The organism is Brevundimonas sp. D3-1P, assembly GCF_055809335.1.
In genome coordinates this window covers 45,190-67,949 of record NZ_CM147908.1, presented here as the reverse complement: position 1 = coordinate 67,949, position 22,760 = coordinate 45,190, and the positions used below count along the sequence as shown (strand labels likewise).

Below are 22,760 nucleotides of genomic sequence, written 5' to 3'. Positions count from 1 at the left end.
TCGCTTTAGCCGCTATCAGCGGCGAGCGTTCAACGGTCGGCCGCCGATCGTGGCGCGCCCCCTTTCGCTGTCGGAAATATAAGCTGATGCGTCGCGTCCTCACCGCCCTGGCCGCCTTCTCGATCGCGGCCTCCGTCCTGCCGGTCGCCGCCGAGGCCCAGACCTCGCAACGCCAGCGCGACCGCGGGTCCAGCGGCCAGCAGCAGGCGTCGGGCGAGGAAGACGCCCCGCGCCGCGCGCCCCGCATCGCCCCCTTGCGCCGCCGCGCCAACGCCGGTCCCTGCCCCTATGTGAAGGTGCTGTACGACGCCGCCCGCTATGTCGAGCTGGAAGGCGGCCGAGCCGCTGTGGCCAACGTCGGCTATACCGGCGAGATCGAAGGCGTGTCCTCCGACTGCGAATATCGCGAGGACGACCCCATCCGGGTGGATATGAACGTGCTGTTCAACCTGGGGCGCGGGGCCCAGGCCGCCGGCGACCAGCGCACCTATCGTTACTGGATCGCGGTGACGGAGCGGAACACCGCCATCCTGTCCAAGGAATATTTCGACCTCCCGGTGAACTTCCAGGGACAGCGCACGGCCTCCGTGACCGAGGAGCGCACCATCGTCATCCCGCGCGCCGAGGCCACGACAAGCGGAGGCAATTTCGAAATCCTGGTCGGTTTCGACGTGACGCCGGAAATGGCCGAATTCAACCGTTCGGGCAGCCGCTTCCGCGTCAACGCCGGCGCGGCCCCCGCCGCTCCCGCCCCGACCAGCACGCCGAACCCATAATGGCCGACCTGAAGACCGTTCTCGGCGAAGCGGTCGGCGCCGCCTTCGCCGCCGAAGGCGTGGACGCGGCCCTGGCCCGCGTCACCCCGTCCGACCGGCCCGACCTGGCCGACTTCCAGTCCAACGGCGCCCTGGCCGCCGCCAAGGCGCTGAAGGCCAATCCGCGCGAACTGGCCGGCAGGGTCGCCGAACGCCTGGTCGCCGATCCCCGCTTGGCCTCGGTCGATGTCGCCGGCCCCGGCTTCATCAATCTGAAGATCGCCGACGCGGCCCTGGCCCAACGCGCCGAAGAGGTCGCCGCCGACGAAGCCCATGCGGGCGCCGCCATCGTCGCCGACCCGCGCCGCGTGGTCATCGACTACGGCGGACCGAACGTGGCCAAGCCGATGCACGTCGGCCATCTGCGCAGCGCCATCATCGGCGAGAGCCTGAAGCGGCTGTTCCGCTTCCGCGGCGACCATGTGACCGGCGACGCCCATTTCGGCGACTGGGGCTTCCAGATGGGGCTGCTGATCGTCGCCTGCGGCGACGAGAACCTGGCCGACGCCTTCATGGTCGAGGGCGACGGCCCCTTCCCGGCCGACAGCCCCGTGACCCTGGCCGATCTGGACCGCCTCTATCCGCTGGCGGCCGGCAAGGCCAAGGAAGACCCCGCCTTTCGCGACCGCGCGCGCAAGGCGACGGCGGAATTGCAGAACGGCCGCCCCGGCTATCGCGCCCTGTGGCGGCATTTCGTGGCGGTCAGCCGCGAGGCGCTGAAGCGCGAATACGGCGACCTGTCGGTCGATTTCGACCTGTGGAACGGCGAGAGCGACGCCGATCCCCTGATGCCGGAGATGCTGGCGCATCTGAAGGACGCCGGCCTGCTGGTCGAGGACGACGGCGCCCAGGTGGTCCATGTCGCCAGGCCTGGCGAGACCCGCAAGAAGAAGCTGGCCGACGGCTCGGTGATCGAGGCGCCGTCGCCCCCGCCGCTGCTGGTCATCAGTTCGGAAGGCTCGGCCATGTACGGCACGACCGACCTGGCCACCATCCTGGACCGCAAGAAGACCCTGTCGCCCGACCTGATCCTTTACGTCGTGGACGAGCGTCAGGCCGAACATTTCGAACAGGTGTTCCGCGCCGCCTATCTGGCCGGCTACGCCCCCGAAAAGTCGCTGGAGCATCTGGGCTTCGGCACCATGAACGGCCAGGACGGCAAGCCGTTCAAGACCCGCGCGGGCGGGGTGTTGAAACTGCGCGACCTGATCGACCAGGCGACCGCCAAGGCGCGCGAGCGTCTGCACGAGGCGAAACTGGGCGACGATCTGTCGGCCGAAGAGTTCGAAACCATCGCCCACAAGGTGGCCATCGCCGCCCTGAAGTTCGCCGACCTGTCGAACGCGCGCACCACCAGCTACGTCTTCGATCTGGACCGGTTCATGAGCTTCGAGGGCAAGACCGGGCCGTATCTGCTGTACCAGGCGGTGCGGATCAAATCCCTGCTGAGGAAGGCCGTCGACCAGGGCGTGAGCCCCGGCCCCATCGTCATCGCCGAACCGGCCGAACGCGACCTGGCCCTGACGCTGGACGCCTTCTCGACGGCTGCGGCGGACGCCTACGACAAGCGGATGCCGCACCTGGTGGCCGAACACGCCTATCGCACGGCCCAGGCCTTCTCGAAGTTCTACGCCGCCTGCCCCGTTCTGGTCGCGCCGGACGAGGCGACCCGGCGTTCGCGCCTGGCCCTGTCGGCCGCAGCGCTGCGCCAGCTGGAAATCGCCCTGAACCTGCTGGGCGTCGACACGCCGGAGCGGATGTAGCGACAGAAAGCCTCGCGTGCTATATCTGCTAGCAGAGGAGTGCGCCAATGCCTGCCAATCTCCATGTCCGCAACGTGCCCGACGAAATCACGCGACGCATGAAGGCCCGCGCCGCCGCAAACGGACGCTCTGCCGAGGCGGAGCATCGCGCGGTGCTGGAACAGGCTTTCGGCGGCGAGGACAAGCAGGCCTGGCTGAACCGTGCGGACGCCTTGCGGGCCGCGATCCTGGCTCGACGCGGCGGCGAGCCCTTGCCCAGCTCTGTGGACCTCATTCGAGAAGATCGGGACTCGCGGTGATCGTCGTCGACGCCAGCGTCGTCATCACCTGCCTATTGCCCGAAGCCGAAAGCGACGCCGCCAGAATGCTGATCGCGTCGGAGTTCTGCGTGGCTCCCGATCCGCTGGTCAGTGAATGCGTCAACGCCTTCTGGAAGAACGTCCAACTGGGCCGCATCCTGCGATCCGAGGCGGAAACCGCGCTGATGACCCTGCCGCATCTGGGCGTGGAGCTGGTCCCGTCTCAGGACATGGCGGACCGGGCGATGGCCCTGGCGATCGATCTGAAACACCCCGCATACGATTGCTTCTATCTCGCCCTGGCCGAAAGTCGCCGCGTGCCCCTGATCACCCAGGACAAGACATTGCTTCGAAAGGTGAAGGCCTCTTCGGTCTCTACCGCCGACCTCAGACTTCTAGCTCCGAACATTGCATGACTGACCTCGACGCCTACATCGCCGGCCTGCCCAAGGCGGAACTGCACCTGCACATCGAAGGGTCTCTGGAGCCGGAACTGATGTTCGAACTGGCGCGGCGGAACGGCGTCTCCATTCCCTACGACAGCGTCGAGGCCGTGCGGGCGGCCTATGACTTCTCGAACCTGCAGGATTTTCTGGACATCTATTACGCCGGCGCCGCCGTCCTGCTGACGCGCCAGGACTTCGAGGATCTGGCCTTCGCCTATTTCCGGCGTGCGGCGGCCGACAATGTGCGCCACGCCGAAATCTTCTTCGATCCCCAGACGCATACGGATCGCGGCGTGCCGTTCGGCGTGGTGGTCGAGGGGCTGATCGCGGGCATGGACCGGGCCAGGGCCGAACTGGGCGTGTCCTCGGGCCTGATCCTGAGCTTCCTGCGCCATCTGACCGAGGACGAGGCCTTCGCGACGCTGGAGGCGGCCAAGCCGTATCTGCATCATTTCATCGGCGTGGGACTGGATTCGTCCGAGGTCGGCCATCCGCCGTCCAAGTTCCAGCGCGTCTTCGCCGCCGCCCGCGACCTGGGCCTGAAACTGTGCGCCCATGCGGGCGAGGAAGGCCCGCCCGCCTATGTGCACGAGGCGCTGGACCTGTTGCACATCGACCGGATGGACCACGGCAATCGTTCGATGGAGGACGCGGCCCTGGTGGAGCGGCTGGCGCGCGAGGGCATGACCCTGACGGTCTGCCCGTTGTCCAACCTGAAGCTGTGCGTGGTGAACGACCTGAAGGACCACCCTGTGCCCGAGATGCTGCGGCGGGGGCTGCACGTCACCCTGAACTCCGACGACCCGTCCTATTTCGGCGGCTATGTGAACGACAACTACATCCGATTGGCCAGGGCGGTCGGCCTGACAAAGGATCAGGTGACGCAGATGGCCAGGAACAGCTTCGCAGGTTCGTTCCTGCCCGAGGCGGAGAAGGCGGCGTATCTGGCGGAAGTCGAGGCGTACGCGAAGGCGGGCTGAGCCTGCTTCTTCCTTTCGTCATCCTCCGGCGAGCGCAGCGAGACCGGGAATGACGAAAGGATGGGGTCAGCCGAGGAGCGACCCGGCCTCGATCTCCGTCACGCCCAGCGCGCGGAAGCTGTCGCGCGCCGCAGCCGTCGTGTCGGGCGCGATGGCGCGGCTGGCGTCGGAGATCACAACGGCCTCGAAGCCTTCGCGCATTGCGTCCTCGGCGGTGAAGCGGACGCAGTAGTCGAAGGCCAGGCCCGCCAGGAAGACGCGAGTCACGCCGAGCGCGCGCAATAAACCCGCTAATCCCGTCGACGTGCGGCGGTCGTTCTCGAAGAAGCCCGAATAGCTGTCGACCGCCGGATTGTAGCCCTTGCGGATCACCGCCAGCGCCTTGCGGACCGCAGGAGCGGCGTCCGAGTGGAAGTCAGCGCCCGGCGATCCCTGCAGACAATGGTCGGGCCACAGCCGCTGGCGTCCATAGGCGACGTCGATCTCCGTGAACGGCGCCGCGCCCGGATGGTTGGAGGCGAAACTGATCTGGTCCGGCGTGTGCCAGTCCTGGGTGACGATCACCCGGTCGAACCGTTCGGCCAGTCTTACGATCAGCGGCATGGTCGCCGTCCCGCCGTCGACCGCCAGGGCCCCGCGCTCGCAGAAGTCGTTCTGCGGATCGATGACCAGAAGCGCGTCCGTCGCCCGAATGTCCATCAGGCGGCGGCCAGGGCGTCGATCTCATTGGCCGAGCCCAGGGCGACCGGAATGCGCTGGTGCAGCTGTTCCGGCTGGACGTCCAGAATGGGCTGCACCCCGTCGGTCGTCGCCTTTCCGCCCGCCTGTTCGACCAGCAGGGCCATCGGATTGCCCTCGTACATCAGGCGCAGCTTGCCCGGTTTGTTCGGCTCGCGCCGATCCCAGGGATAGATGAAGACGCCGCCGCGCATCAGGATGCGGTGCACGTCCGCCACCATGGCCGCGACCCAGCGCATGTTGAAGTTCTTGCCGCGCGGACCGTCCGCCCCCTTCAGCAGGCCTTCGACATAGCGTTGCACCCCCTCGGCCCAATGACGCTGGTTCGAGACGTTGATCGCGAACTCCCGGGTCTCGGGCGAAATGGCGATGGCGTCGTGCGTCAGGAACCACTGGCCGTCCTGCGCCAGGGTGAATCCCTTCACCCCCGCCCCGGTCGTCAGCACCAGCATGGTCTGCGGCCCGTAGACGGCGTAAAGGGCCGCGACCTGCCGGCGTCCGGGTTGCAGGAAGTCGGCCTCGACCGGGGCGGCGGACGGCGATCTCAGCACCGAGACGATGGTGCCGACCGGGGCGTTGATGTCGATGTTGGACGAGCCGTCCAGCGGGTCGAACAGGGCCAGATAGGCGCCGTCCGGGTTGGACGCGATCTGAGGCTTGTCCTTCTCTTCCGAGGCGACCCCGGCGATGGCGGGACAGGCCAGCAACGCCTGGGTCAGCATGTCGTCGGTGATGACGTCCAGCTTCTTCTGTTCCTCGTCCTGGACGTTGATCCGGCCCGAGGCGCCCAGGGCGCCGACCAGGGCGCCGCCCGCGACCACCCGGCTGATCTCGGCGCAGGTCCGGGCCACGACGGTCAGCACCGACTTCAGGCCGTCGTCCACGTCCAGGGCGGCGATATGGGCGTCCAGGCTGGGGCGGGTCATGCGGTCGGTCCGGTTCTCTGAAGCGTTGCGCCGTTCTTGGCGGCCAGACGGCATGACCGCAAGAACCCTCTTCAATCTTCTCCCGCCGTCATCCCAGGCCCTGCGCGAGGGACCGGCACAAGACCGAGGATGACGGATGTCGTGGTCGAGGATCAGATCGGCAGGATCGCCGTGCCGAACGCGCGCTTCAGTTCATGGGCGGCGAAGGTCTGGGCCGCGGCCGCATCCGGCACGACCATGGCCATGCCGAAGAACTCGTGCGTCGAACCGTGGAAGGTCTTGTGTCGCACCTCAACGCCCGCCTGCTCCAACCTTTCGGCCAGCAGTTCGCCTTCCGAACGCAAGGGGTCGATCTCGGCGCAGATCACAGTCGACGACGGCAGGCCGGTCAGGTCCGCATTTTCGACGATGTTGACGCGCGGATCCTGGGCGTCGCCTTCGTTTTCGAAGATGTGCTTCACGAACCACTGCATCATCGGCTTGTTCAGCGGTTTGGCGGCGGCGTTTTCGACATAGGACTCGGTGTTCATGTCCACGCCGGCGACAGGATAGACCAACACCTGATGAACCGGCGCCGGCAGGCCGGCGTCGCGCGCCATCATCGACACGCCGATGGCCAGGTTGCCGCCCGCGCTCTCGCCCATCACCGCCACCTTCTGCGGGTCGCCGTTGAAGCTCTGGGCGTTGTCCAGCACCCAGCGATAGGCGGCCAGGGCGTCGTCGTGGGCGGCGGGGAAATGATGCTCGGGCGCCTGGCGATAGTGGACGGAGACGACGATGGCGTCGGCCATCTTGGACACGCCGCGCGGCCCGCCGTCATAGACGTCCAGATCGGCGATGACGAAGCCGCCGCCGTGGAAATAGACCACGACCGGATGCAGCTTGTCCTCGGAATGGTCATGCGGCTTGTAGATGCGGGCCTGGATCTGGCCGGCGGCGCCGGGGATGGTCAGGTCGGTGATGTTGACGCCCAGGTCGTCGGCCTTCGGCTCCTTCCCGGCCTTGCGCAGCAGGGCGTTGACCGCATCGGTCGGGGTCGGCTGGCGGCGCGCCTCGGCCGGGGTCAGGGTCTCGATCGGCTGGCCGCCGAGCGACGCGAGTTCGTCCAGCACCTTCTGCATCGGGCCATCGGGTTTGGCGGGGGTGTCGCGCGACTTGTCGTGGCCGCCGAACAGCTTGTCTATTATCGACATTTTCGTCTTCCTGGGGTTTGGGTGAGGGCTCGGAACGACAACCCGCCCCCGCCGGCCTTGTTCCGCCGACGCTTGACTTGGCGCTGGAGTCGATGCCTTAGGTCGAACGCTCTCGCGGGAGAGATCGAGGATGGGGAACCGTCTTCGACGCCGAAGGCGCAACCGCCCCGGAAACGCTCAGGCAAACGGACCGCGACAGCATACGGACGCTGGAAAGCCGCCCTTGCGGGCGCGCCGACGGAGCAAGGCGACATGATTTGGTCGCCGGAATCTCTCAGGCTTCAGGACAGCGGGGGCGCGAGGACCGGCGGAGCTCCGCCACAACACGCGACCGCGAAAGCCTGAGCCATGACCGATCAAGCCCTGAAGACCACGCCCCTGAACGCCGCGCACCGGCGCCTGGGCGCCCGCATGGTGGGCTTCGGCGGCTACGACATGCCGGTCCAGTACGCTGGCGAATTTGGGGGCGTCCTGGCCGAACACCGCTGGACCCGCGAACACGCCGGCCTGTTCGACGTGTCGCACATGGGCCAGTGCAAGATCACCGGCGCGGATGCGACCGCCCAGTTCGAACGTTTCACGCCCGGCGACTATGCGGTGCTGAAGGCCGGCAGGCAGAAATATTCCCTGTTGCTGAACGCCGAGGGCGGGATCATCGACGACCTGATGGCCGGCCGCCCCGATCACGACGGCCTGTTCGTCGTCGTCAACGCCGGCAATAAGGATGAGGACTTCGCCTTCTGGAACGCGAACCTGGAAGGGGACGCCAAGCTGACGGTCCTGGACCGCGCCCTGATCGCCATCCAGGGGCCGGAAGCCGCCGAGGTCATGGCCGCGCACGAGCCGATCCTGGCCGAGATGGGCTTCATGGACTGCGCCCGCCTGATGCTGTTCGGGGCCGACTGCTATGTGTCGCGCTCGGGCTACACCGGCGAGGACGGCTATGAGATTTCGGTCCCGGCGGACCAGGCCGAGCGCATCTGGAACACCCTGTTGGAAGACGCCCGCGTCAAGCCGATCGGCCTGGGCGCCCGCGACAGCCTGCGGCTGGAGGCCGGACTGCCGCTGCACGGTCACGACATCGACCCGACCACCAGCCCGGTCGAAGGCGCCCTGACCTTCGCCCTGTCGAAGTCGCGCAAGGAGCGCGCGGACTTCGCCGGCGCCGAGCGTGTCCTGAAGGAACTGACCGATGGTCCGTCTCGCGTTCGGGTCGGCCTGATCGTCAAGGAGGGCGCCCCGGCCCGCGAAGGCGCCGAGATCGCCGACGCCGAAGGAAACGTCATCGGCAAGGTCACTTCGGGCGGCCCCTCCCCCACCCTGGGCAAGAACATCGCCATGGGCTTCGTGCCCCCCGCCTTCGCCGGTCTGGGCACGGAGTTGAAGGTCATCGTGCGCGGCAAGACCGCCGCCGCCGAGGTCGTCGCCATGCCCTTCGTGGCGCAACGCTATTATCGGAAGCCGAAGTAACGCCTTCCCCATCCGTCATCCTAGGCCTTGTGCCTAGGATCCATAAACACCGACGGCCGCCATCGGATCACGACTTCCAACACCGGGAGTCTGGATCCTAGGCACAAGGCCTAGGATGAAGAATTTAGAAATCGAACCGCTTGCGGGCGGCTCAACCGAGGACAGACAGATGAAGTTCACCAAGGATCACGAGTGGGTCAGCCTGGACGGCGACATCGCCACCGTCGGCATCTCCAAACACGCCGCCGACGCCCTGGGCGACGTGGTGTTCGTTGAGGTCCCGGAAGTCGGCAAGACCGTCTCCAAAGGCGACAGCTTCGCCGTCGTCGAGAGCGTCAAGGCGGCGTCGGACGTCTACGCCCCCGTCTCGGGCGAGGTGGTCGAGGCCAACGACGCCCTGTCGACCGCCCCGGAAACCGTCAACTCGGCCGCCGAAGCCGACGGCTGGTTCGCCAGGATCAAGGTGTCGGACGCCTCGGAACTGGACGCCCTGATGGATCAGGCCGCCTACGATGATTTCCTGAAAACCCTCTGAACCCCTTCCGCTCATCCCCGCGGAAGCGGAGACCCAGTTCGTTCGCGAGAACAGTGCTGGGACGGGTGGAAAATCTTCCGGCCATATCGGTCGCCCAAAGCACTAGGTCCCCGCTTTCGCGGGAATGAGCGGAACATAAGATGCGTTACCTCCCCCTGACGCCCGACGACCGCACGGCGATGCTCGCCGCCATCGGCGCGAAATCCATCGACGACCTGTTCGTGGACGTGCCCGAAAGCGCCCGTCTGGCCGGCCCCGTGGACCTGCCGCGCGTGGCGGGCGAGTTGGAGGTGGAGCGCGCCCTGTCCGCCATGGCCGCCAAGAACGCCACGGCCGGCGCCGTGCCCTTCTTCTGCGGCGCGGGGGCCTATAAGCACCACGTCCCGGCGACGGTGGATCACGTGATCCAGCGGTCGGAGTTCCTGACCAGCTACACCCCCTACCAGCCGGAAATCGCGCAAGGCACGCTGCAGTATCTGTACGAGTTCCAGACCCAGGTCGCAAACCTGACCGGCATGCCGGTCGCGAATGCGTCGCTCTATGACGGCTCGACCGCCATGGCAGAGGGCGTGCTGATGGCGACCCGCGTGACCCGCCGCAACAAGGCGGTGATCTCGGGCGGCGTCCACCCCCACTACATCAAGGCGACCGAGACCGTCGTCCACGCCGTCGGCGTCGAGACTCTGGCCCTGCCCGCCGCCGTCGACGCCGAAGCCGCCGTCATCGACCAGATCGGTCCCGACACCGCCTGCGTCGTCGTCCAGACGCCCAACGTCTTCGGCACGGCGACCGACGTGACGAAGATCGCCGAGGCCGCCCACGCCGCCGGCGCCCTGCTGATCGTCGTCGTCACCGAGGCCGTGTCGATGGGCCTCTTGAAATCGCCCGGCGAAATGGGCGCCGACATCGTCGCCGCCGAGGGCCAGTCGATCGGCAACGCCCTGAACTTCGGCGGCCCCTACGTCGGCCTGTTCGCCACGCGCGAGAAGCTGATCCGCCAGATGCCGGGCCGCCTGACCGGCGAGACGGTCGATGCGGATGGGGAGCGGGGCTTCGTCCTGACCCTGTCCACGCGCGAGCAGCACATCCGCCGCGACAAGGCCACGTCCAACATCTGCACCAATTCCGGCCTCTGCACCCTGGCCTTCACCATCCACATGAGCCTGCTGGGCGAGACGGGCCTGCGCAAACTGGCTCTGCTGAACCACGAGAAGGCCGTGGCGACGCGCGACGCCCTGGCCGCCATCCCCGGCGTCGAGATCCTGACCCCGCGCTTCTTCAACGAGTTCGCGGTCAGGCTGCCCAAGAACGCGGCCCAGGTCGTGGACACCTTGGCCGGTCATCACGTCCTTGCAGGCGTTCCCTATAGCCGTCTCGCCCCCCACGCCGGCCTGAACGACATCCTGCTGGTCGCGGCGACTGAAACGACGCTGGACCACGACATCAAGTTCCTGGCGACCGTGCTCGCCAAGGTGCTGGCGGCCTGACGATGATCATGCACGACCTCCTTCCGCTCATCCCCGCGAAGGCGGGGACCCAGACCTTTCGCACGACGGGTCTGGGACACGCGGCTTCGAACATCGGCGAGATCTTTCGCCCAAAGACCTGGGTCCCCGCTTTCGCGGGGATGAGCGGTGAATTGAAATGAGCACCATGAACACCGTCGGCCGCCCGACCGCCCCGAACGCCGTCGATCACGACTACAAGCACCCGACCCTGACCGGCGGCCGCGGCCTGCTGCAAGACGAGAAGCTGATCTTCGAGGGCGACGGCTGGGGCAAGACCGGCGTCGATCTGCCGGAGCCCAGGACGGACGGCGCCGACTTGGGCGACCTGGTCCGCACGGACCCGATCGGCCTGCCCGGCCTGTCGGAGCCCGAGGCCATGCGCCACTATGTGCGGCTGAGCCAGAAGAACCACGCCATCGACCTGGCCATCTATCCGCTGGGCTCGTGCACGATGAAGCACAACCCGCGTCTGAACGAGAAGATGGCCCGCCTGCCCGGCTTCTCGGACATCCACCCGCTGCAGCCTCAATCGACGGTCCAGGGCGCGCTGGAGCTGATGGACACCCTGGCCTACTGGCTGAAGACCCTGACGGGCATGCCCGCCGTGGCGCTTTCCCCGAAAGCGGGCGCCCACGGCGAACTGTGCGGCCTGATGGCCATCCGCGCCGCGCACGAGGCCTCGGGCCTGCATGAGAAGCGCCGCAAGGTTCTGGTCCCGACATCCGCCCACGGCACCAACCCGGCCACCGCCGCCTTCGTCGGCTATTCGGTGGTCGAAGTGGCCCAGACCGAGGACGGCCGCGTCGACGTCGCCGATCTGGCCGCCAAGCTGGGCGACGACGTCGCCGCCATCATGGTGACGAACCCCAACACCTGCGGCCTGTTCGAGCGCGATATCCTGGAGATCAGCCGCCTGACGCACGAGGCGGGCGCCTATTTCTACTGCGACGGGGCCAATTTCAACGCCATCGTCGGCCGGGTGCGCCCGGGCGACCTGGGCGTCGACGCGATGCACATCAACCTGCACAAGACCTTCTCGACGCCCCATGGCGGCGGCGGGCCGGGCGCGGGTCCGGTGGTGCTGTCGCAAGCCCTGGCCCCCTTCGCCCCCGCCCCCTGGGTCGTGCATGACGACGGCGGCTATCGCCTGGTCGAGCGCGAGGAAGACGAGGCGGCGCAAGCCTTCGGCCGCCTGTGCGCCTTCCAGGGCCAGATGGGCATGTATGTGCGCGCCCTGTCCTACATGATGTCGCACGGCGCCGACGGCCTGCGCCAGGTGGCCGAGGATGCGGTGCTGAACGCCAACTACATCAAGGCCCGCCTGTCGGACCTGATGAGCCCGGCCTTTCCCGACGGCCCCTGCATGCACGAGGCCCTGTTCGACGACGAATGGCTGAAAGGCACGGACATCACCACGCTGGACTTCGCCAAGGCGATGATCGACGAGGGCTTCCACCCGATGACCATGTATTTCCCGTTGGTCGTCCACGGCGCCATGCTGATCGAGCCGACGGAGACGGAGTCCAAGGCCGAACTGGACCGCTTCATCGAGGCGATGCGGGCCCTGGCCGGGGCCGCCAAGGCCGGCGACGTGGACCGTTTCAAGGGCGCCCCCTTCCACGCCCCGCTGCGCCGCCTGGACGAAACCCGCGCCGCCCGCCAGCCGGTGCTGCGCTGGTCGGCGCCGGAAGGCTCAAACCAGGCGGCGTAAGCTCGGCTTTCACCCTGCGGAAGCGGTGAGACCGGCGGCCGCCCAGGTCGACCGTGGCGGCTGCGCCACAGGCGACAGGCCCAGGCCATACATGACCAAAGCTTCATTCGCCGGACACCGATCCGCCATCGATTCCGCGCGTTAACAGGTTGTGGCAAGGTCGTCACGGTCGCCGTTTCCTTTCCCGACGAGGGATCGCGCGGTCGTGGCGGCCGTTGTCATGACCGCCCTCCCTTCCCATCTGGCGCATCCGTGACCGCTCTGCCCGTTCCCTTCGTTCCGCCGTCCAAGCCGCGCAGCCGCATGCTGCGCGCGGTGCGGCGCTGGGCGCTGATGACCGGCGGGCTGCTGGTAGTGCTGCTGGGCGTGCTGATCGCGCCCCTGCCCGGACCGGGCGGCGTCCCCGTCATCGCCGTCGGCCTCATGCTGATCCTGAAAAGCTCGTTCTGGGCCAAGCGCCAATTCATCCGCGCCCAGCACGCACGGCCGAAATGGGTCTATCCGTTCCGACGCCTGATGCGCAGGAAGCCCGAGTTCGCCCCCGTCTTCTGGCAACAGGCGTTGCGGGCCGAGAAGGTGGTGGTCAAACGCTCCAGCCGACGCCTGTCGCGCGGCCGCAAACAGATGCGGCGCTATTTCCGCAAGCTGTTCCGCTAGTTATCGGCGATCTCGCGGTTGCGTTGCTGCAACCGCTAACCACGGCATCGTGAACGACGCGTCCCGCCGTCAGGCGTATTCTGCCTGCGCGTTATCAGAGAACCACTCAAAGCGTTGGGAGGCGCTAAGGTCATGATGTCACGCGTACAAAAGGGTCTGGTCGCCGGCGTTGCGGCGACGGCGGCCGCCTCGTTGCTCGAAATCCCCAATCTGTTCCTGAACTGGTTCGACCCGTTCCAGGGCGTCATCGCCTCGATGATCGGCATGCCCGGCAATCTGGCGGTGGGATGGGTGATCCATCTGATCAGCGGGATCTTCGTCCTGGGGCCGCTGTTCGCGGTCCTGTGCCCCCGGCTGCCGACCGACACGCCCGAGACCAAGGGCATCGTCTTCGCGGTGGGCGCCTGGGTCATCATGATGGGGGCCATCGTCATGTTCGGGAACTATCGCACCTTCACCGCAGGCGCGGGCTTCGGAACCTTCGCCTGGCTGTTGATCACCCATGCGGTGTTCGGCATCGTTCTGGGCAATGTCTACGCCCGGCTGGTGGCACGCGAGAAGCGGATGGGCGCCTCAGTCATCGGCGGCGCGCCCGCCCACTGAGCCGGCGTCCGAATCGGCCAGAAAAAAGGCCCCCGACGTCGCCGTCGGGGGCCTTCGTGTTCTTGACGCCCGGCAGGGCTCAGTTCAGGCGGTCCCCGATCTGGCCGATGGCGCCGTCCAGCAGCGGGTCCTTGGCGCCCGAGGCCAGGCGCGCGGCCAGAATCTGTTCGGCGGACCTGGCGGCCAGGTCGGCGGCGGCCGCCTTGACCTCGGCCGCGGCCTGGGCCTCGGCCTGGGCGATGCGGTTCTCGGCCATGGTCTGGCGACGCGCCAAGGTCTCTTCCAGCTTGGCCTTGGTCTCGGTCTCCAGGCGGCGGGCGTCGGCCTCGGCCTGGGCCAGCATGTCGGCGGCCTGGGCCTCGGCCTCGGCCTTCTCCTTGCGGATCTGGGCCAGCATGGCCTCGGCCTCGGCGCGAAGGCGAGCGGCCTCGTCCAGGTCGGACTGGATCTTGGCGGCCTTGGCGTCCAGGGCGGCGGCGGCCATCTTGGGCACGCCCGCGACGACCAGAATGCCCAGGAAGATCAGCAGGCCGACGCCGACCCACAGCTCCGGGTTCGACAGGCTGTAGAAATGTTCGAATTCGAGGAAGGCGGGCATGTCAGGCGGCTCCCTTGACCGCGGCGATCTCGGCGGGGGTCGCGGCCTTGCCGGTCAGGCGTTCGACCATGGCGGTCGCGGCTTCTGCGGCGATGGCCGCCACATTGGCCATGGCGGCGTCGCGCGTCTTGCCGATGGCGGTCTCGGCCTCGGCGATGCGGGCGTTGACGACGGCTTCCTCGGCGGCCTGGCGGGCGTTGGCCTCTTCGGTCACGCGGGCCTTGGCGGCGGCGGCGGTCGCACGGGCGTCGGCGCGGGCCTTGGCCACCTCGGCCTGGGCGGCGGCGGCCTGGGCGGCGGCCTCGGCCTGGACCTGACGCGCGGCGGCCACGGCGTTGGAAATGGTGTCGGCGCGCTCGTCCATCACCTTGCGCATGCGCGGGGCGAAGATCTTGGCGACCAGCAGATACAGGACGAAGAACAGGATCAGCAGATAGACGATCTGCCCGAACCAGTGCTGGGCCTCGAACTGCGGCAGACCGCCCGCTTCGTGCTCGGCGGCGGCGTGGGCCGTGTTCTCGGGCACGTGTCCGGTCTGGACCGCGACAGAGGCGGCGTCTTCCACCGAAAGGACCGGCGGCGGGGCTGAAGAGTGAGCGGCCATGTTCATCCGTCGTGAAAACAGTCGCGGCGGCGCGGACCTTCAGCCCGCGCCGCCGCCGGTAGTAGGTTCAGGCGATCAGCCCAGCCAGGCCAGGATGCCCAGAACGAAGGCCAGGATGCCCAGGGCTTCGACCAGGGCGGCGCCGACGAACAGGTTGCCGACCTGGCTGGCGGCGGCCGACGGGTTGCGCAGGGCGCCCGCCAGGAAATTGCCGAAGATGTTGCCCACGCCGATGGCCGAGCCGAGCATGCCCAGGGTGGCCAGGCCGATGCCGAAATACTTGAAGGAGGCGGCGTCCATGATGAAGTCCTATTCAGTCTTGGTTGGTTGGTTATTCGGACTGGAACCCGGCCTTAATGGCCATGTCCCAGGTTGACCACATCGTTGAGATAGATGCTGGCCAGAACGGCGAAAACGAAGGCCTGGAGGAAGGCGACCAGGAACTCCAGGGCGGTCAGTCCCACGACCATGCCCAGCGACAGGCCCGCGACCGGCAGGCCCAGAAGGCCCAGCCCCCCGGCGGCGGCCAGGCCGCCCATCGACACGACGAAGCCGGCGAAGATCTTCAGCGCGATGTGGCCGCCCAGCATGTTGCCGAACAGACGCAGCGCCAGGGTGACGGGACGCAGCAGGAAGGACAGGAACTCGATCAGGCCCACGACCGGGCGGATCGCCAGCGGCGCGCTGGTCGGCCAGAACAGCAGGAAGAAGCCCAGGCCGTGTTTGGCGAAGCCGATGCCGATGACCAGCAGGATGGTGATCAGGGCGAAGGTTCCGGTGACGGCCAGTTGCGAGGTGGCCGTGAAGGTCAGGAACAGGCCCAGGATGTTCATGCCCAGCACCAGCAGGAAGATGGTCAGGACGAACGGGAAATATTTGCGGCCCTCGTGGCCGATGATCGAGCCGGTCACGCCGTCGATCAGGTCGAACATCTGCTCGCCTGCCGCCTGGACGCGGCCGGGCACGATCTTGGCGTTCGACGTCACCAGGGTCAGCAGGGCCACGACCACCACGAAGACGATGGTCATGGCCAGGTGCGAATTGGTGAAGGCCAGGCTGGTCTCGCCGACGATCGGCAGGTTGACCGTGCCGAAATCAAGCCCTTCCAGGGGCGTGACCTTGAACTGATGAATCGGATCGGCCATGGGCCTTATCGGTCCTCGTCTTCGTCGGCGTCGTCGAAGGGAACGGACTTCGCCACGACCCCCGCCGCCTTCGCCTGCGCCATCAGCCGGTTGGCCGTGCGGCGCGCCATGTAAATCGACAGGGCGAAGCCCATAAGGACCCCGCCGATGATGCCCCACGGGGTGATTCCGAGGAATCGGTCCGCGAGAAAGCCCAGCGCCAAGCCCACCAGCACCCCGCCGACCAGGTCGGCGATGATCTTGTAGGCCTCACCCGTCACCTTTTGGGCGGCCAGGTGAGACGACTCCTGCTGAGCATGGCGCGCCTCAAGAGAGGATGCGCTTTCGTTGAGGCGTTTGATCGCCTCTTCGCGCGATTCCGTCATTGGGGACATGCCTGAACTGCTCGGCCCCGATCGACGTTCGAACGGGTCTGAATTCGGCGCGGAAACTAATCGTGAGCGGCCAGGAGGTCAAGGCGTCGTGATCGCGGCTTAAGTGATTGCCCGTGCTGACTTTTTCTCAGCCAAGGTCAAGCCGTGACGATGCGCCGCTGTCGCGGGCGGCGGAATCCCGCTCAATGCCCGTCGCCTTCCGATGGCGATGGGCGACGCAAACCACTAGGTTGCGGCCATGAACGCCCACGTCCCGCCGCCCGCCGCCCCGCTTCGATCGATCTCGGTCCGCCTGGCGACGCCGCGCGGCTTCTGCGCCGGTGTGGACCGGGCCATTCAGATCGTGGAGCGCGCCATCGAGAAGTACGGCGCGCCGGTCTATGTGCGCCACGAGATCGTCCACAATCGCCATGTGGTCGAGCGGCTGAAGGCCATGGGCGCGGTTTTCGTCAAGGAACTGGACGAATGCCCGGACGACCGGCCGGTCGTCTTCTCGGCCCACGGCGTGCCCAAGTCGGTCCCCGCCAGCGCGCGAGCGCGCGAACTGCTGTTCCTGGACGCCACCTGCCCGCTGGTGTCCAAGGTCCATGTCGAGGCCGAGCGTCATCATGCGGCCGGTCGCCACATCGTCCTGATCGGCCATGCGGGCCACCCGGAGGTGATCGGCACCATGGGCCAGCTGCCGCCCGGCGCCATCACCCTGGTCGAGACCGAGGAGGACGCGGAACGATTCCAGAGGCCCGGCGACGCCCCCCTGGCCTACGCCACCCAGACCACCCTCTCGGTGGACGACACCGCCGGCATATTGAAGGTGCTGAAGCGCCGCTTCCCCGAACTGCCCGATCCGCACAAGGAAGACATCTGCTACGCCACCACCAACCGCCAGGATGCGGTCAAGGCGCTGGGCGAAGGGTGCCAGCTGGTGCTGGTGGTCGGATCGAAGAATTCGTCCAACTCGGCCCGGCTGGTCGAGGTGGCGATGCGGGCCGGCGCGCGCGCCGCCTATCTGGTCGACGACGCTTCCCAGGTGGACTGGGCCTGGTTCGACGGGGTGGATACGGTCGGCGTCACCGCCGGGGCCTCGGCGCCCGAGCCCCTGATCGCGGCCCTGGTCGACGCCATCGCGGCCCGGTTCGACGCCACGGTGTCCGAGGATGCGGGCGCCCAAGAAACCGTCACCTTCAAGCTTCCGCGCCTGCTGACGGCCTGAGGCGGCGAGGCGCATCATGAAGTCGACAGAACGAGGTTTCCCCATGAAAACGCCTGTCCTGGCCGCATTGCCGCTGCTGGCCGTCGCCGCCTGCGCCAGTGAGACGCCCGAGCCGCGCCCCATCGGCATGCCCAATCCGGCGTCCAAATATTGCATCGACATCGGCGGGCGAAGCGAGAGTCGCACGGCGGCGGACGGCGGCCAGTTCAGGGTCTGCATCCTGCCCGACGGCCGCACGGTGGAGGAATGGGACCTGTTCAGAAGCGCCCATCCCCGCCCCTGAGGGCGCGCAACGCCTCCAGGCGACAGGCTTGGCTTGCAGGCCGATGAAGACGACGTGAAAGCGAGGCGGCGTCAGCGATCCTCGGCCACGAAATCCTGGGCGAATTCGGGCGCATCCTCTTCGATCGGCAGGCCTCCGTCCTCGTCGTCGGCCTCCAGGGCGCGGCTGGGGTCCGGCGTCTCGAACCCGACGGGAAGCGAAAGGTCCAGAAGGCCCGCCGCCTTCATTTCCTGAACGCCGGGCAGATCATGAAGGGTCGCCAGGCCGAAATGCTCCAGGAACCGATCCGTGGTCGCATAGGTCACGGGCCGTCCCGGCGTTCGCCTGCGCCCCCTCAACCGCACGAACCCCATCTCCAACAGCAGGTCCAGCGTGCCCTTGGAGATGCTGACGCCGCGCACGCTCTCGATCTCGGCGCGGGTCACGGGCTGGTGGTAGGCGATGATGGCGAGGGTCTCCAGCGCGGCCTTGGACAGGCGGCGAGGCTCCTCGCGCTCCTGCGTCATCATGAAGGCCAGGTCCGGCGCCGTGCGGAAGCGCCAGCGGTCGGCGACGCATTCCAGCTCCACCCCCCGACCCTCGTAGCGGGCGCGCAGCCCCGCGATGGCGCGCGCGACATTGCAATTTTCGGGCAGGCGAGCGGCGATCTCGGCGGCCGTCAGCGGCCCGGCGGCGGCGAACAGCAGGGCCTCCACCCGCCGCTCGATCTCGGCCTCGTCGGGCTGGAAGGCGAGGTCAGACATCCCCCTCTCCTTCGCCGTCATCCTCGCCCTTGTGGCGAGGATCCAGACTCACGGTATTTGCGTGCGCGCAACCATGCTCGACACCGGGAGTCTGGATCCTAGGGACAAGCCCTAGGATGACGGATTCAGGATGACTGAACGGAGCGGCCATCACGGCGTCAGCTCCAGCGGCTGACCCGGTCCGCGGCGTTTCAGATAAAGGTCCGCGAACGCCTGCGCCTGTCGGATGTCCATCGCCCCCTCCTTCACCAGTTCCAGACTGGCTGACAGGGTCGAGGCGGTAAAGCTCGCCTGGCTGGGGCCGTCCGCGTCCTCGCGGCGGGGCGCGACCTTCTCCAGCGGGGTCCACTCGGCCAGTTTCGGCATGATCTCGCGCAGCCAATCGCGCGCGGCCTCCAGCGGAAAGGCCTCGACCCGCTGGCCGGGGGCGTAGCGCCTGGCCTCCTCGCGCCGCCGCTGCACCACATAGGCGCTCATCAGTTCGTACAGGCTGGCCTCGATCCGGTCGGAGGGCGTGATCACGGTCGCCTCGGGGTCGCCGCGCGTGAAGACGTCGCGTTTCAGTTGGGGCCGGGCCATCAGCTGTTCGGCGGCGTTGCGCATCGCCTCCAGCTTCTGCAGGCGAAAGGCCAGGGCGGCGGCCATTTCTTCGGCGGGCGGCTCCTCGGCCTTGCCCTTGTCGGTGCGCGGCAGCAGCAGGCGCGACTTCAGATAGGCCAGCCACGACGCCATCACCAGATAATCGGCCGCCAGGGCGAAGTTGCGCCGCCGCGCCTCGTGCACGAAGGCCAGATACTGTTCCGCCAGCTGGGTGATCGACAGTTTCAGCAGATCGACCTTCTGGTTCCGCGCCAGGGCCAGAAGGACGTGCAGCGGCCCTTCATAGCCGTCCAGATCGACGACAAAGGCCTCGCGGTCCTCGACCGCATCGACCGCGTCGAAGTCCAGATTGGGCTGGAAGGCTTCAGACATTGTCCGGGCCTACCGCGCTTCGCGCTACTTGAGGCCACGACGTGCCGATCACGCCTGCGCCTCGCCCACGTCCGGTCCCTTGGCGACGTCCATTCGACCGCCCATCGCCTTGAAGAAGCGTTCGTGCGCCGCGACGGGGTCCAGCGGTTCCGGCGCCCGCACGACGCGGGCCAGCGCCGCCTCGGCCCGCGCCCTGGCCTTGCCCTTCAGCCGGCCGGTCGCCTGGGCCACCGCCTGCATTTCCGCCAGGTCGGCGTTGCAGTGCAGGACCACGTCGCAGCCGGCCTTCAGCGACCGATGCGCCCGCTGACCCAGATCGCCGCTCAGCGCCTGCATCGACAGGTCGTCGGTCAGGATCAGGCCCGAAAAGCCCAGATGCTCGCGCATCGTGCGGACCGCCTTCTTCGACTGGGTCGCCGGCCGTTTCCCGTCGATGGCGGTGAAGACGATGTGCGCCGTCATGGCCAGCGGCATGTCCGACAGGGCCTTGAACGGGGCGAAGTCCCAGCCGTCCAGCGTTTCGAAATCCGCGTGGACCGTCGGCAGGGCCTTGTGGCTGTCGGCGAAGGCCCGGCCGTGTCCCGGCATATGTTTGATGCAGGGCAGCACCCCGCCCGCCAGCAGCCCTTCCGCCGCCGCCCGACCCAGCAGCCCGACGACCGCCGGGTCTTCGGCGTAGGCGCGGTCGCCGATGATGTCGTGGGCGCCGGGCGCCGGCACGTCCAGCACCGGCAGCAGATCGACGGTGATCCCGACCTCGCGCAGATCGTGCGCCATCAGACGCGCGCCCAACCGCGCCAGTTCGCGCGCGCCGTCCAGATCGTTCGCCGCCTTCAGATAGGCGGCGCCGGGCGGATATTTCGGCCAGTGCGGCGGCCCCATACGCTGGACCCGTCCGCCCTCCTGATCGATCAGGATCGGCGCTTCGGGATCGCCGACGGCGGCGCGCAGTTCCTGGGTCAGCGCGCGCACCTGTTGCGGCGTGTCGATGTTGCGCCGGAACAGGATGAAGCCCCACGGCCGCGTCTGGGCGAAGAAGGCGCGTTCGGCCTCCGTCAGCCGATGTCCGGCGCAGCCGTAGATGGCGGCCGAAGTCACCGAACGATGCAGTCCCGGCCCGCCGCCTTCAGCGCGTTGCAGAAGGCCGCAGCCCGCTCGCGCGACAGGCCCGAGAAGGCGGTGCGGTACAGGGTCGATCCGCTGGAGGTCGTCACCTCGGTCACGCGCTTTTCGGCGCCCGAGGCGTATTGGCTGAACCGACCGGCGACGGCGGCGTATTCCCGGTCCGCGATCGCGGTCGAGGAGAAGGCGCCGATCTGGACCGAGGCCGAACCGCGCGCGGCGGGGGCGGCGGGCGCGGGCGTCGGGGCCGGAGGCGGGGCGGCGGGGGTCGGACGCGGCGCGGGGGCCGGGGTCGCCGAGGTCGCCGGGGTCGGGGCCTTGGCGGCCGGCAGGCCCTGGCCGGTCGGGGCGACGGGCGGCGGGGCGGCGGGACGCGGCTGGGGCGTCTCGGGCGGCGGGGTGAAGGTCACGGGCGCGTCGGGCGTCTCGGTCTCGTCGCGATAGACGCGCACCCCTTCGGCCGGGTCGATCGGCTGGGCGTCGATGGGCGGCGCCGTCTTCATCTCGCCCACGGGCTGGCCCACGGCCGGCGGCGCGTCGGTCGAGGCGCGCATGCCCGAGCGATAGAAGAAGATCACCGCCACGATCAGCAGGAGCAGGACCACCGCGCTGACGATCAACGTCACCGGCGGCGCCTTGCCCCCGCCCGAGCCGCCCGAGCCAGAACCAATGGCGCGGCCGCTGCGCGGATCATAGCTGTTGCGACGGAACGGCAGGTCGTCGTCGGTGGGGGGCGTATAGGCGCCCCGACCCGGCTTGTTGTCGTCTTCGAATGACATGGTCGCGCTCCGCCGTCTGTCCGGCGCGAATCGGGCGCCGAACGTTCACTTTACGCCCCCACGTCCGTCTTTCGAATCACAGATCGAGGGCGAGGTCGAGGCTGAACAATTTCTGGTGGACTTCTATGGCGTAGCGGTCGGTCATGCCGGCGATATAGTCGCAGACGGCGCGCGCCCGTTGCGTCCGGTCGCTGGTCATGGCGGGCGTGCCCCATTCGGGCGGCATCACCTCCGGCTCGGCCATGAACAGTTCGAACAGTTGCGACAGCACCCGCCGCGCCTGGCTGCGCGTGCGGTTGACGCGGTAGTGGCGATACATCCGCTCGAACAGGAACTTCCTCAAGACGGCCAGGTCCAGGTGCATGGCCTGCGAAAAGTCGACCAGGGTCCGTTTCGCCAGACGCACGTCCTCGGTCGTGACGATCCGGTCGTCCTCCAGCCGCCGCGCCGTCTCGGCCAGCACGTCCTCGACCATGACGCCGATCATCCGCCGCACGGCCTCGATGCGCAGCATGCGGTCGTCGATCGTGGGCCAGTCGCGACGAACCTCGGCCAGCATCGGCCCGATCAGCGGCACCTGATCCAGGTCCGCCAGGGTGAACAGGCCCGCCTGCACCCCGTCGTCCACGTCGTGGTTGTTATAGGCGATGTCGTCGGCGATGGCGGCGCACTGGGCCTCCAGCGAGGCGAAACTGTCCAGCCGCAGGTCCCAGCCCGCCTCTCCGCCCGCGCGATAGGGCCGCACCACCGACCAGGCCGGTTCGTCCAGCCGATGCGCCACCGGCCCGTTGTGCTTGACGACCCCCTCGACCGTCTCCCAGTTCAGGTTCAGCCCGTCGAACTGCGGATAGCGGTTCTCCAGCTCGGTCACGACGCGGAAGCTCTGGACATTGTGGTCGAAGCCGCCGTGCCCGGCCATCTGCACCACTAGTTCGTCCTCCCCCGCATGGGCGAACGGCGGATGGCCCAGGTCGTGGGCCAGGGCGATGGTCTCGGCCAGGTCGTCGTCCAGCCCAAGCGCGTGGGCCAGCGACCGCGCGATCTGGGCCACCTCCAGCGAATGGGTCAGGCGGGTGCGGTAATGATCGCCCTCGTGCGCCACGAAGACCTGGGTTTTCTCCTTCAGCCGCCGGAACGCCGTCGCATGGATGATCCGGTCGCGGTCGCGCGCGAAGGCGGTGCGGGTGCGGCTGGGCGCCTCGAAGAAGCGGCGGCCCTTCGTCTGACCGGCGTGTTCGGCATAGGTTGCGAGTTCGATCTGGCTCAAGTCATCAACTTTGCTGAGG

At 68.0% G+C, this 22,760-nt stretch carries 26 protein-coding genes and 2 riboswitches; of the genes, 13 read left to right on the top strand and 13 right to left on the bottom strand.

The genetic code is table 11. From position 1 onward, the window contains the following. Positions 1–86: 86 nt before the first annotated feature. Genes AC0L6G_RS00330 through AC0L6G_RS00310 form a run of 5 tightly spaced genes read left to right on the top strand, consistent with a single transcriptional unit; the run spans position 87 to position 4,303 of the window. Positions 87–776 carry a Tat pathway signal sequence domain protein gene (locus AC0L6G_RS00330; protein WP_293824251.1) on the top strand — a complete coding sequence of 230 codons (690 nt, stop codon included), beginning with the start codon at positions 87–89 and terminating at the stop codon, positions 774–776. Next, complete coding sequence (argS, locus tag AC0L6G_RS00325) at positions 776–2,578, top strand: arginine--tRNA ligase (RefSeq protein WP_293824249.1); 1,803 nt, start codon at positions 776–778, stop codon at positions 2,576–2,578. Before AC0L6G_RS00330 ends, argS begins: the two co-directional genes overlap by 1 nt. 47 nt (positions 2,579–2,625) lie before the next feature. Next, positions 2,626–2,877, top strand: coding sequence for a FitA-like ribbon-helix-helix domain-containing protein (locus tag AC0L6G_RS00320; RefSeq protein ID WP_291536088.1), 252 nt, complete (start codon positions 2,626–2,628; stop codon positions 2,875–2,877). Continuing rightward, on the top strand, positions 2,874–3,293 hold the full coding sequence (locus AC0L6G_RS00315; protein WP_473252707.1) for a type II toxin-antitoxin system VapC family toxin: 420 nt from the start codon (positions 2,874–2,876) through the stop codon (positions 3,291–3,293). Before AC0L6G_RS00320 ends, AC0L6G_RS00315 begins: the two co-directional genes overlap by 4 nt. Continuing rightward, positions 3,290–4,303: an adenosine deaminase gene (locus AC0L6G_RS00310; protein ID WP_473252706.1), complete on the top strand. Its 1,014-nt coding sequence runs from the start codon at positions 3,290–3,292 to the stop codon at positions 4,301–4,303. The genes AC0L6G_RS00315 and AC0L6G_RS00310 overlap by 4 nt, the downstream gene beginning before the upstream one ends. 66 nt (positions 4,304–4,369) lie before the next feature. Here the strand turns inward: AC0L6G_RS00310 and AC0L6G_RS00305 are convergent, their stop codons facing one another. The 3 genes from AC0L6G_RS00305 to AC0L6G_RS00295 form a co-directional block, all read right to left on the bottom strand. Then, positions 4,370–5,002 carry a nicotinamidase gene (locus AC0L6G_RS00305; protein WP_473252705.1) on the bottom strand — a complete coding sequence of 211 codons (633 nt, stop codon included), beginning with the start codon at positions 5,000–5,002 and terminating at the stop codon, positions 4,370–4,372. Then, complete coding sequence (locus AC0L6G_RS00300) at positions 5,002–5,967, bottom strand: class 1 fructose-bisphosphatase (protein WP_473252704.1); 966 nt, start codon at positions 5,965–5,967, stop codon at positions 5,002–5,004. Before AC0L6G_RS00300 ends, AC0L6G_RS00305 begins: the two co-directional genes overlap by 1 nt. 152 nt (positions 5,968–6,119) lie before the next feature. Then, on the bottom strand, positions 6,120–7,160 hold the full coding sequence (locus tag AC0L6G_RS00295; RefSeq protein ID WP_473252703.1) for an alpha/beta hydrolase: 1,041 nt from the start codon (positions 7,158–7,160) through the stop codon (positions 6,120–6,122). Between the two features lie 105 nt (positions 7,161–7,265). Next, positions 7,266–7,363, top strand: a riboswitch (glycine riboswitch). A 4-nt stretch (positions 7,364–7,367) separates the two neighbouring features. Then, positions 7,368–7,452: riboswitch (glycine riboswitch) on the top strand. A 56-nt stretch (positions 7,453–7,508) separates the two neighbouring features. Between AC0L6G_RS00295 and gcvT the strand changes: the two genes are divergently transcribed. The 6 genes from gcvT (at position 7,509) to AC0L6G_RS00265 (ending at position 13,644) form a co-directional block, all read left to right on the top strand. After that, complete coding sequence (gcvT, locus tag AC0L6G_RS00290) at positions 7,509–8,630, top strand: glycine cleavage system aminomethyltransferase GcvT (RefSeq protein WP_473252702.1); 1,122 nt, start codon at positions 7,509–7,511, stop codon at positions 8,628–8,630. 169 nt (positions 8,631–8,799) lie between these two features. Then, a complete protein-coding gene (gene gcvH / locus AC0L6G_RS00285; RefSeq protein ID WP_293824235.1) occupies positions 8,800–9,165 on the top strand; it encodes a glycine cleavage system protein GcvH in 366 nt (121 codons plus the stop codon). A gap of 140 nt (positions 9,166–9,305) precedes the next feature. Beyond that, on the top strand, positions 9,306–10,652 hold the full coding sequence (gcvPA, locus tag AC0L6G_RS00280) for an aminomethyl-transferring glycine dehydrogenase subunit GcvPA (protein WP_473252701.1): 1,347 nt from the start codon (positions 9,306–9,308) through the stop codon (positions 10,650–10,652). A gap of 157 nt (positions 10,653–10,809) precedes the next feature. After that, complete coding sequence (gcvPB, locus tag AC0L6G_RS00275) at positions 10,810–12,384, top strand: aminomethyl-transferring glycine dehydrogenase subunit GcvPB (RefSeq protein ID WP_473252700.1); 1,575 nt, start codon at positions 10,810–10,812, stop codon at positions 12,382–12,384. Between the two features lie 252 nt (positions 12,385–12,636). Beyond that, positions 12,637–13,041 (top strand): hypothetical protein, encoded by a 405-nt coding sequence (locus tag AC0L6G_RS00270; RefSeq protein ID WP_291536098.1) that lies wholly within the window; start codon positions 12,637–12,639, stop codon positions 13,039–13,041. 135 nt (positions 13,042–13,176) lie between these two features. Further along, positions 13,177–13,644, top strand: a complete 468-nt coding sequence (locus AC0L6G_RS00265; RefSeq protein ID WP_473252699.1) for a DUF6789 family protein — start codon at positions 13,177–13,179, stop codon at positions 13,642–13,644. 79 nt (positions 13,645–13,723) lie between these two features. Here the strand turns inward: AC0L6G_RS00265 and AC0L6G_RS00260 are convergent, their stop codons facing one another. The 5 genes from AC0L6G_RS00260 to AC0L6G_RS00240 form a co-directional block, all read right to left on the bottom strand. Further along, a complete protein-coding gene (locus AC0L6G_RS00260; protein ID WP_473252698.1) occupies positions 13,724–14,242 on the bottom strand; it encodes a F0F1 ATP synthase subunit B in 519 nt (172 codons plus the stop codon). Position 14,243: 1 nt separating this feature from the next. Next, positions 14,244–14,846: a F0F1 ATP synthase subunit B family protein gene (locus tag AC0L6G_RS00255; protein WP_291536101.1), complete on the bottom strand. Its 603-nt coding sequence runs from the start codon at positions 14,844–14,846 to the stop codon at positions 14,244–14,246. A 75-nt stretch (positions 14,847–14,921) separates the two neighbouring features. Beyond that, positions 14,922–15,146 (bottom strand): F0F1 ATP synthase subunit C, encoded by a 225-nt coding sequence (locus AC0L6G_RS00250; protein ID WP_087119802.1) that lies wholly within the window; start codon positions 15,144–15,146, stop codon positions 14,922–14,924. Positions 15,147–15,199: 53 nt separating this feature from the next. After that, positions 15,200–15,991: a F0F1 ATP synthase subunit A gene (locus AC0L6G_RS00245; RefSeq protein WP_291536102.1), complete on the bottom strand. Its 792-nt coding sequence runs from the start codon at positions 15,989–15,991 to the stop codon at positions 15,200–15,202. Positions 15,992–15,996: 5 nt separating this feature from the next. Next, positions 15,997–16,356: an AtpZ/AtpI family protein gene (locus AC0L6G_RS00240; RefSeq protein WP_293824226.1), complete on the bottom strand. Its 360-nt coding sequence runs from the start codon at positions 16,354–16,356 to the stop codon at positions 15,997–15,999. Positions 16,357–16,603: 247 nt separating this feature from the next. On the opposite strand from AC0L6G_RS00240, the gene ispH reads away from it, so the two are divergent. Then, positions 16,604–17,575: a 4-hydroxy-3-methylbut-2-enyl diphosphate reductase gene (gene ispH, locus AC0L6G_RS00235; RefSeq protein ID WP_291536104.1), complete on the top strand. Its 972-nt coding sequence runs from the start codon at positions 16,604–16,606 to the stop codon at positions 17,573–17,575. A 43-nt stretch (positions 17,576–17,618) separates the two neighbouring features. Continuing rightward, positions 17,619–17,858, top strand: a complete 240-nt coding sequence (locus AC0L6G_RS00230) for a putative hemolysin (RefSeq protein WP_220675483.1) — start codon at positions 17,619–17,621, stop codon at positions 17,856–17,858. Between the two features lie 71 nt (positions 17,859–17,929). Here AC0L6G_RS00230 and scpB read toward each other — a convergent pair whose 3' ends face one another. From scpB to AC0L6G_RS00205, 5 genes are all read right to left on the bottom strand, one after another. Then, a complete protein-coding gene (scpB, locus tag AC0L6G_RS00225; RefSeq protein WP_293824223.1) occupies positions 17,930–18,601 on the bottom strand; it encodes an SMC-Scp complex subunit ScpB in 672 nt (223 codons plus the stop codon). A 150-nt stretch (positions 18,602–18,751) separates the two neighbouring features. Further along, positions 18,752–19,573 carry a segregation and condensation protein A gene (locus tag AC0L6G_RS00220; protein ID WP_293824221.1) on the bottom strand — a complete coding sequence of 274 codons (822 nt, stop codon included), beginning with the start codon at positions 19,571–19,573 and terminating at the stop codon, positions 18,752–18,754. A gap of 48 nt (positions 19,574–19,621) precedes the next feature. After that, complete coding sequence (gene nagZ, locus AC0L6G_RS00215) at positions 19,622–20,671, bottom strand: beta-N-acetylhexosaminidase (protein WP_293824219.1); 1,050 nt, start codon at positions 20,669–20,671, stop codon at positions 19,622–19,624. Continuing rightward, positions 20,668–21,474 carry an SPOR domain-containing protein gene (locus tag AC0L6G_RS00210; RefSeq protein ID WP_473252697.1) on the bottom strand — a complete coding sequence of 269 codons (807 nt, stop codon included), beginning with the start codon at positions 21,472–21,474 and terminating at the stop codon, positions 20,668–20,670. Before AC0L6G_RS00210 ends, nagZ begins: the two co-directional genes overlap by 4 nt. A 76-nt stretch (positions 21,475–21,550) precedes the next feature. Then, positions 21,551–22,741, bottom strand: a complete 1,191-nt coding sequence (locus tag AC0L6G_RS00205) for a deoxyguanosinetriphosphate triphosphohydrolase (protein ID WP_473252696.1) — start codon at positions 22,739–22,741, stop codon at positions 21,551–21,553. Positions 22,742–22,760: the final 19 nt, after the last annotated feature.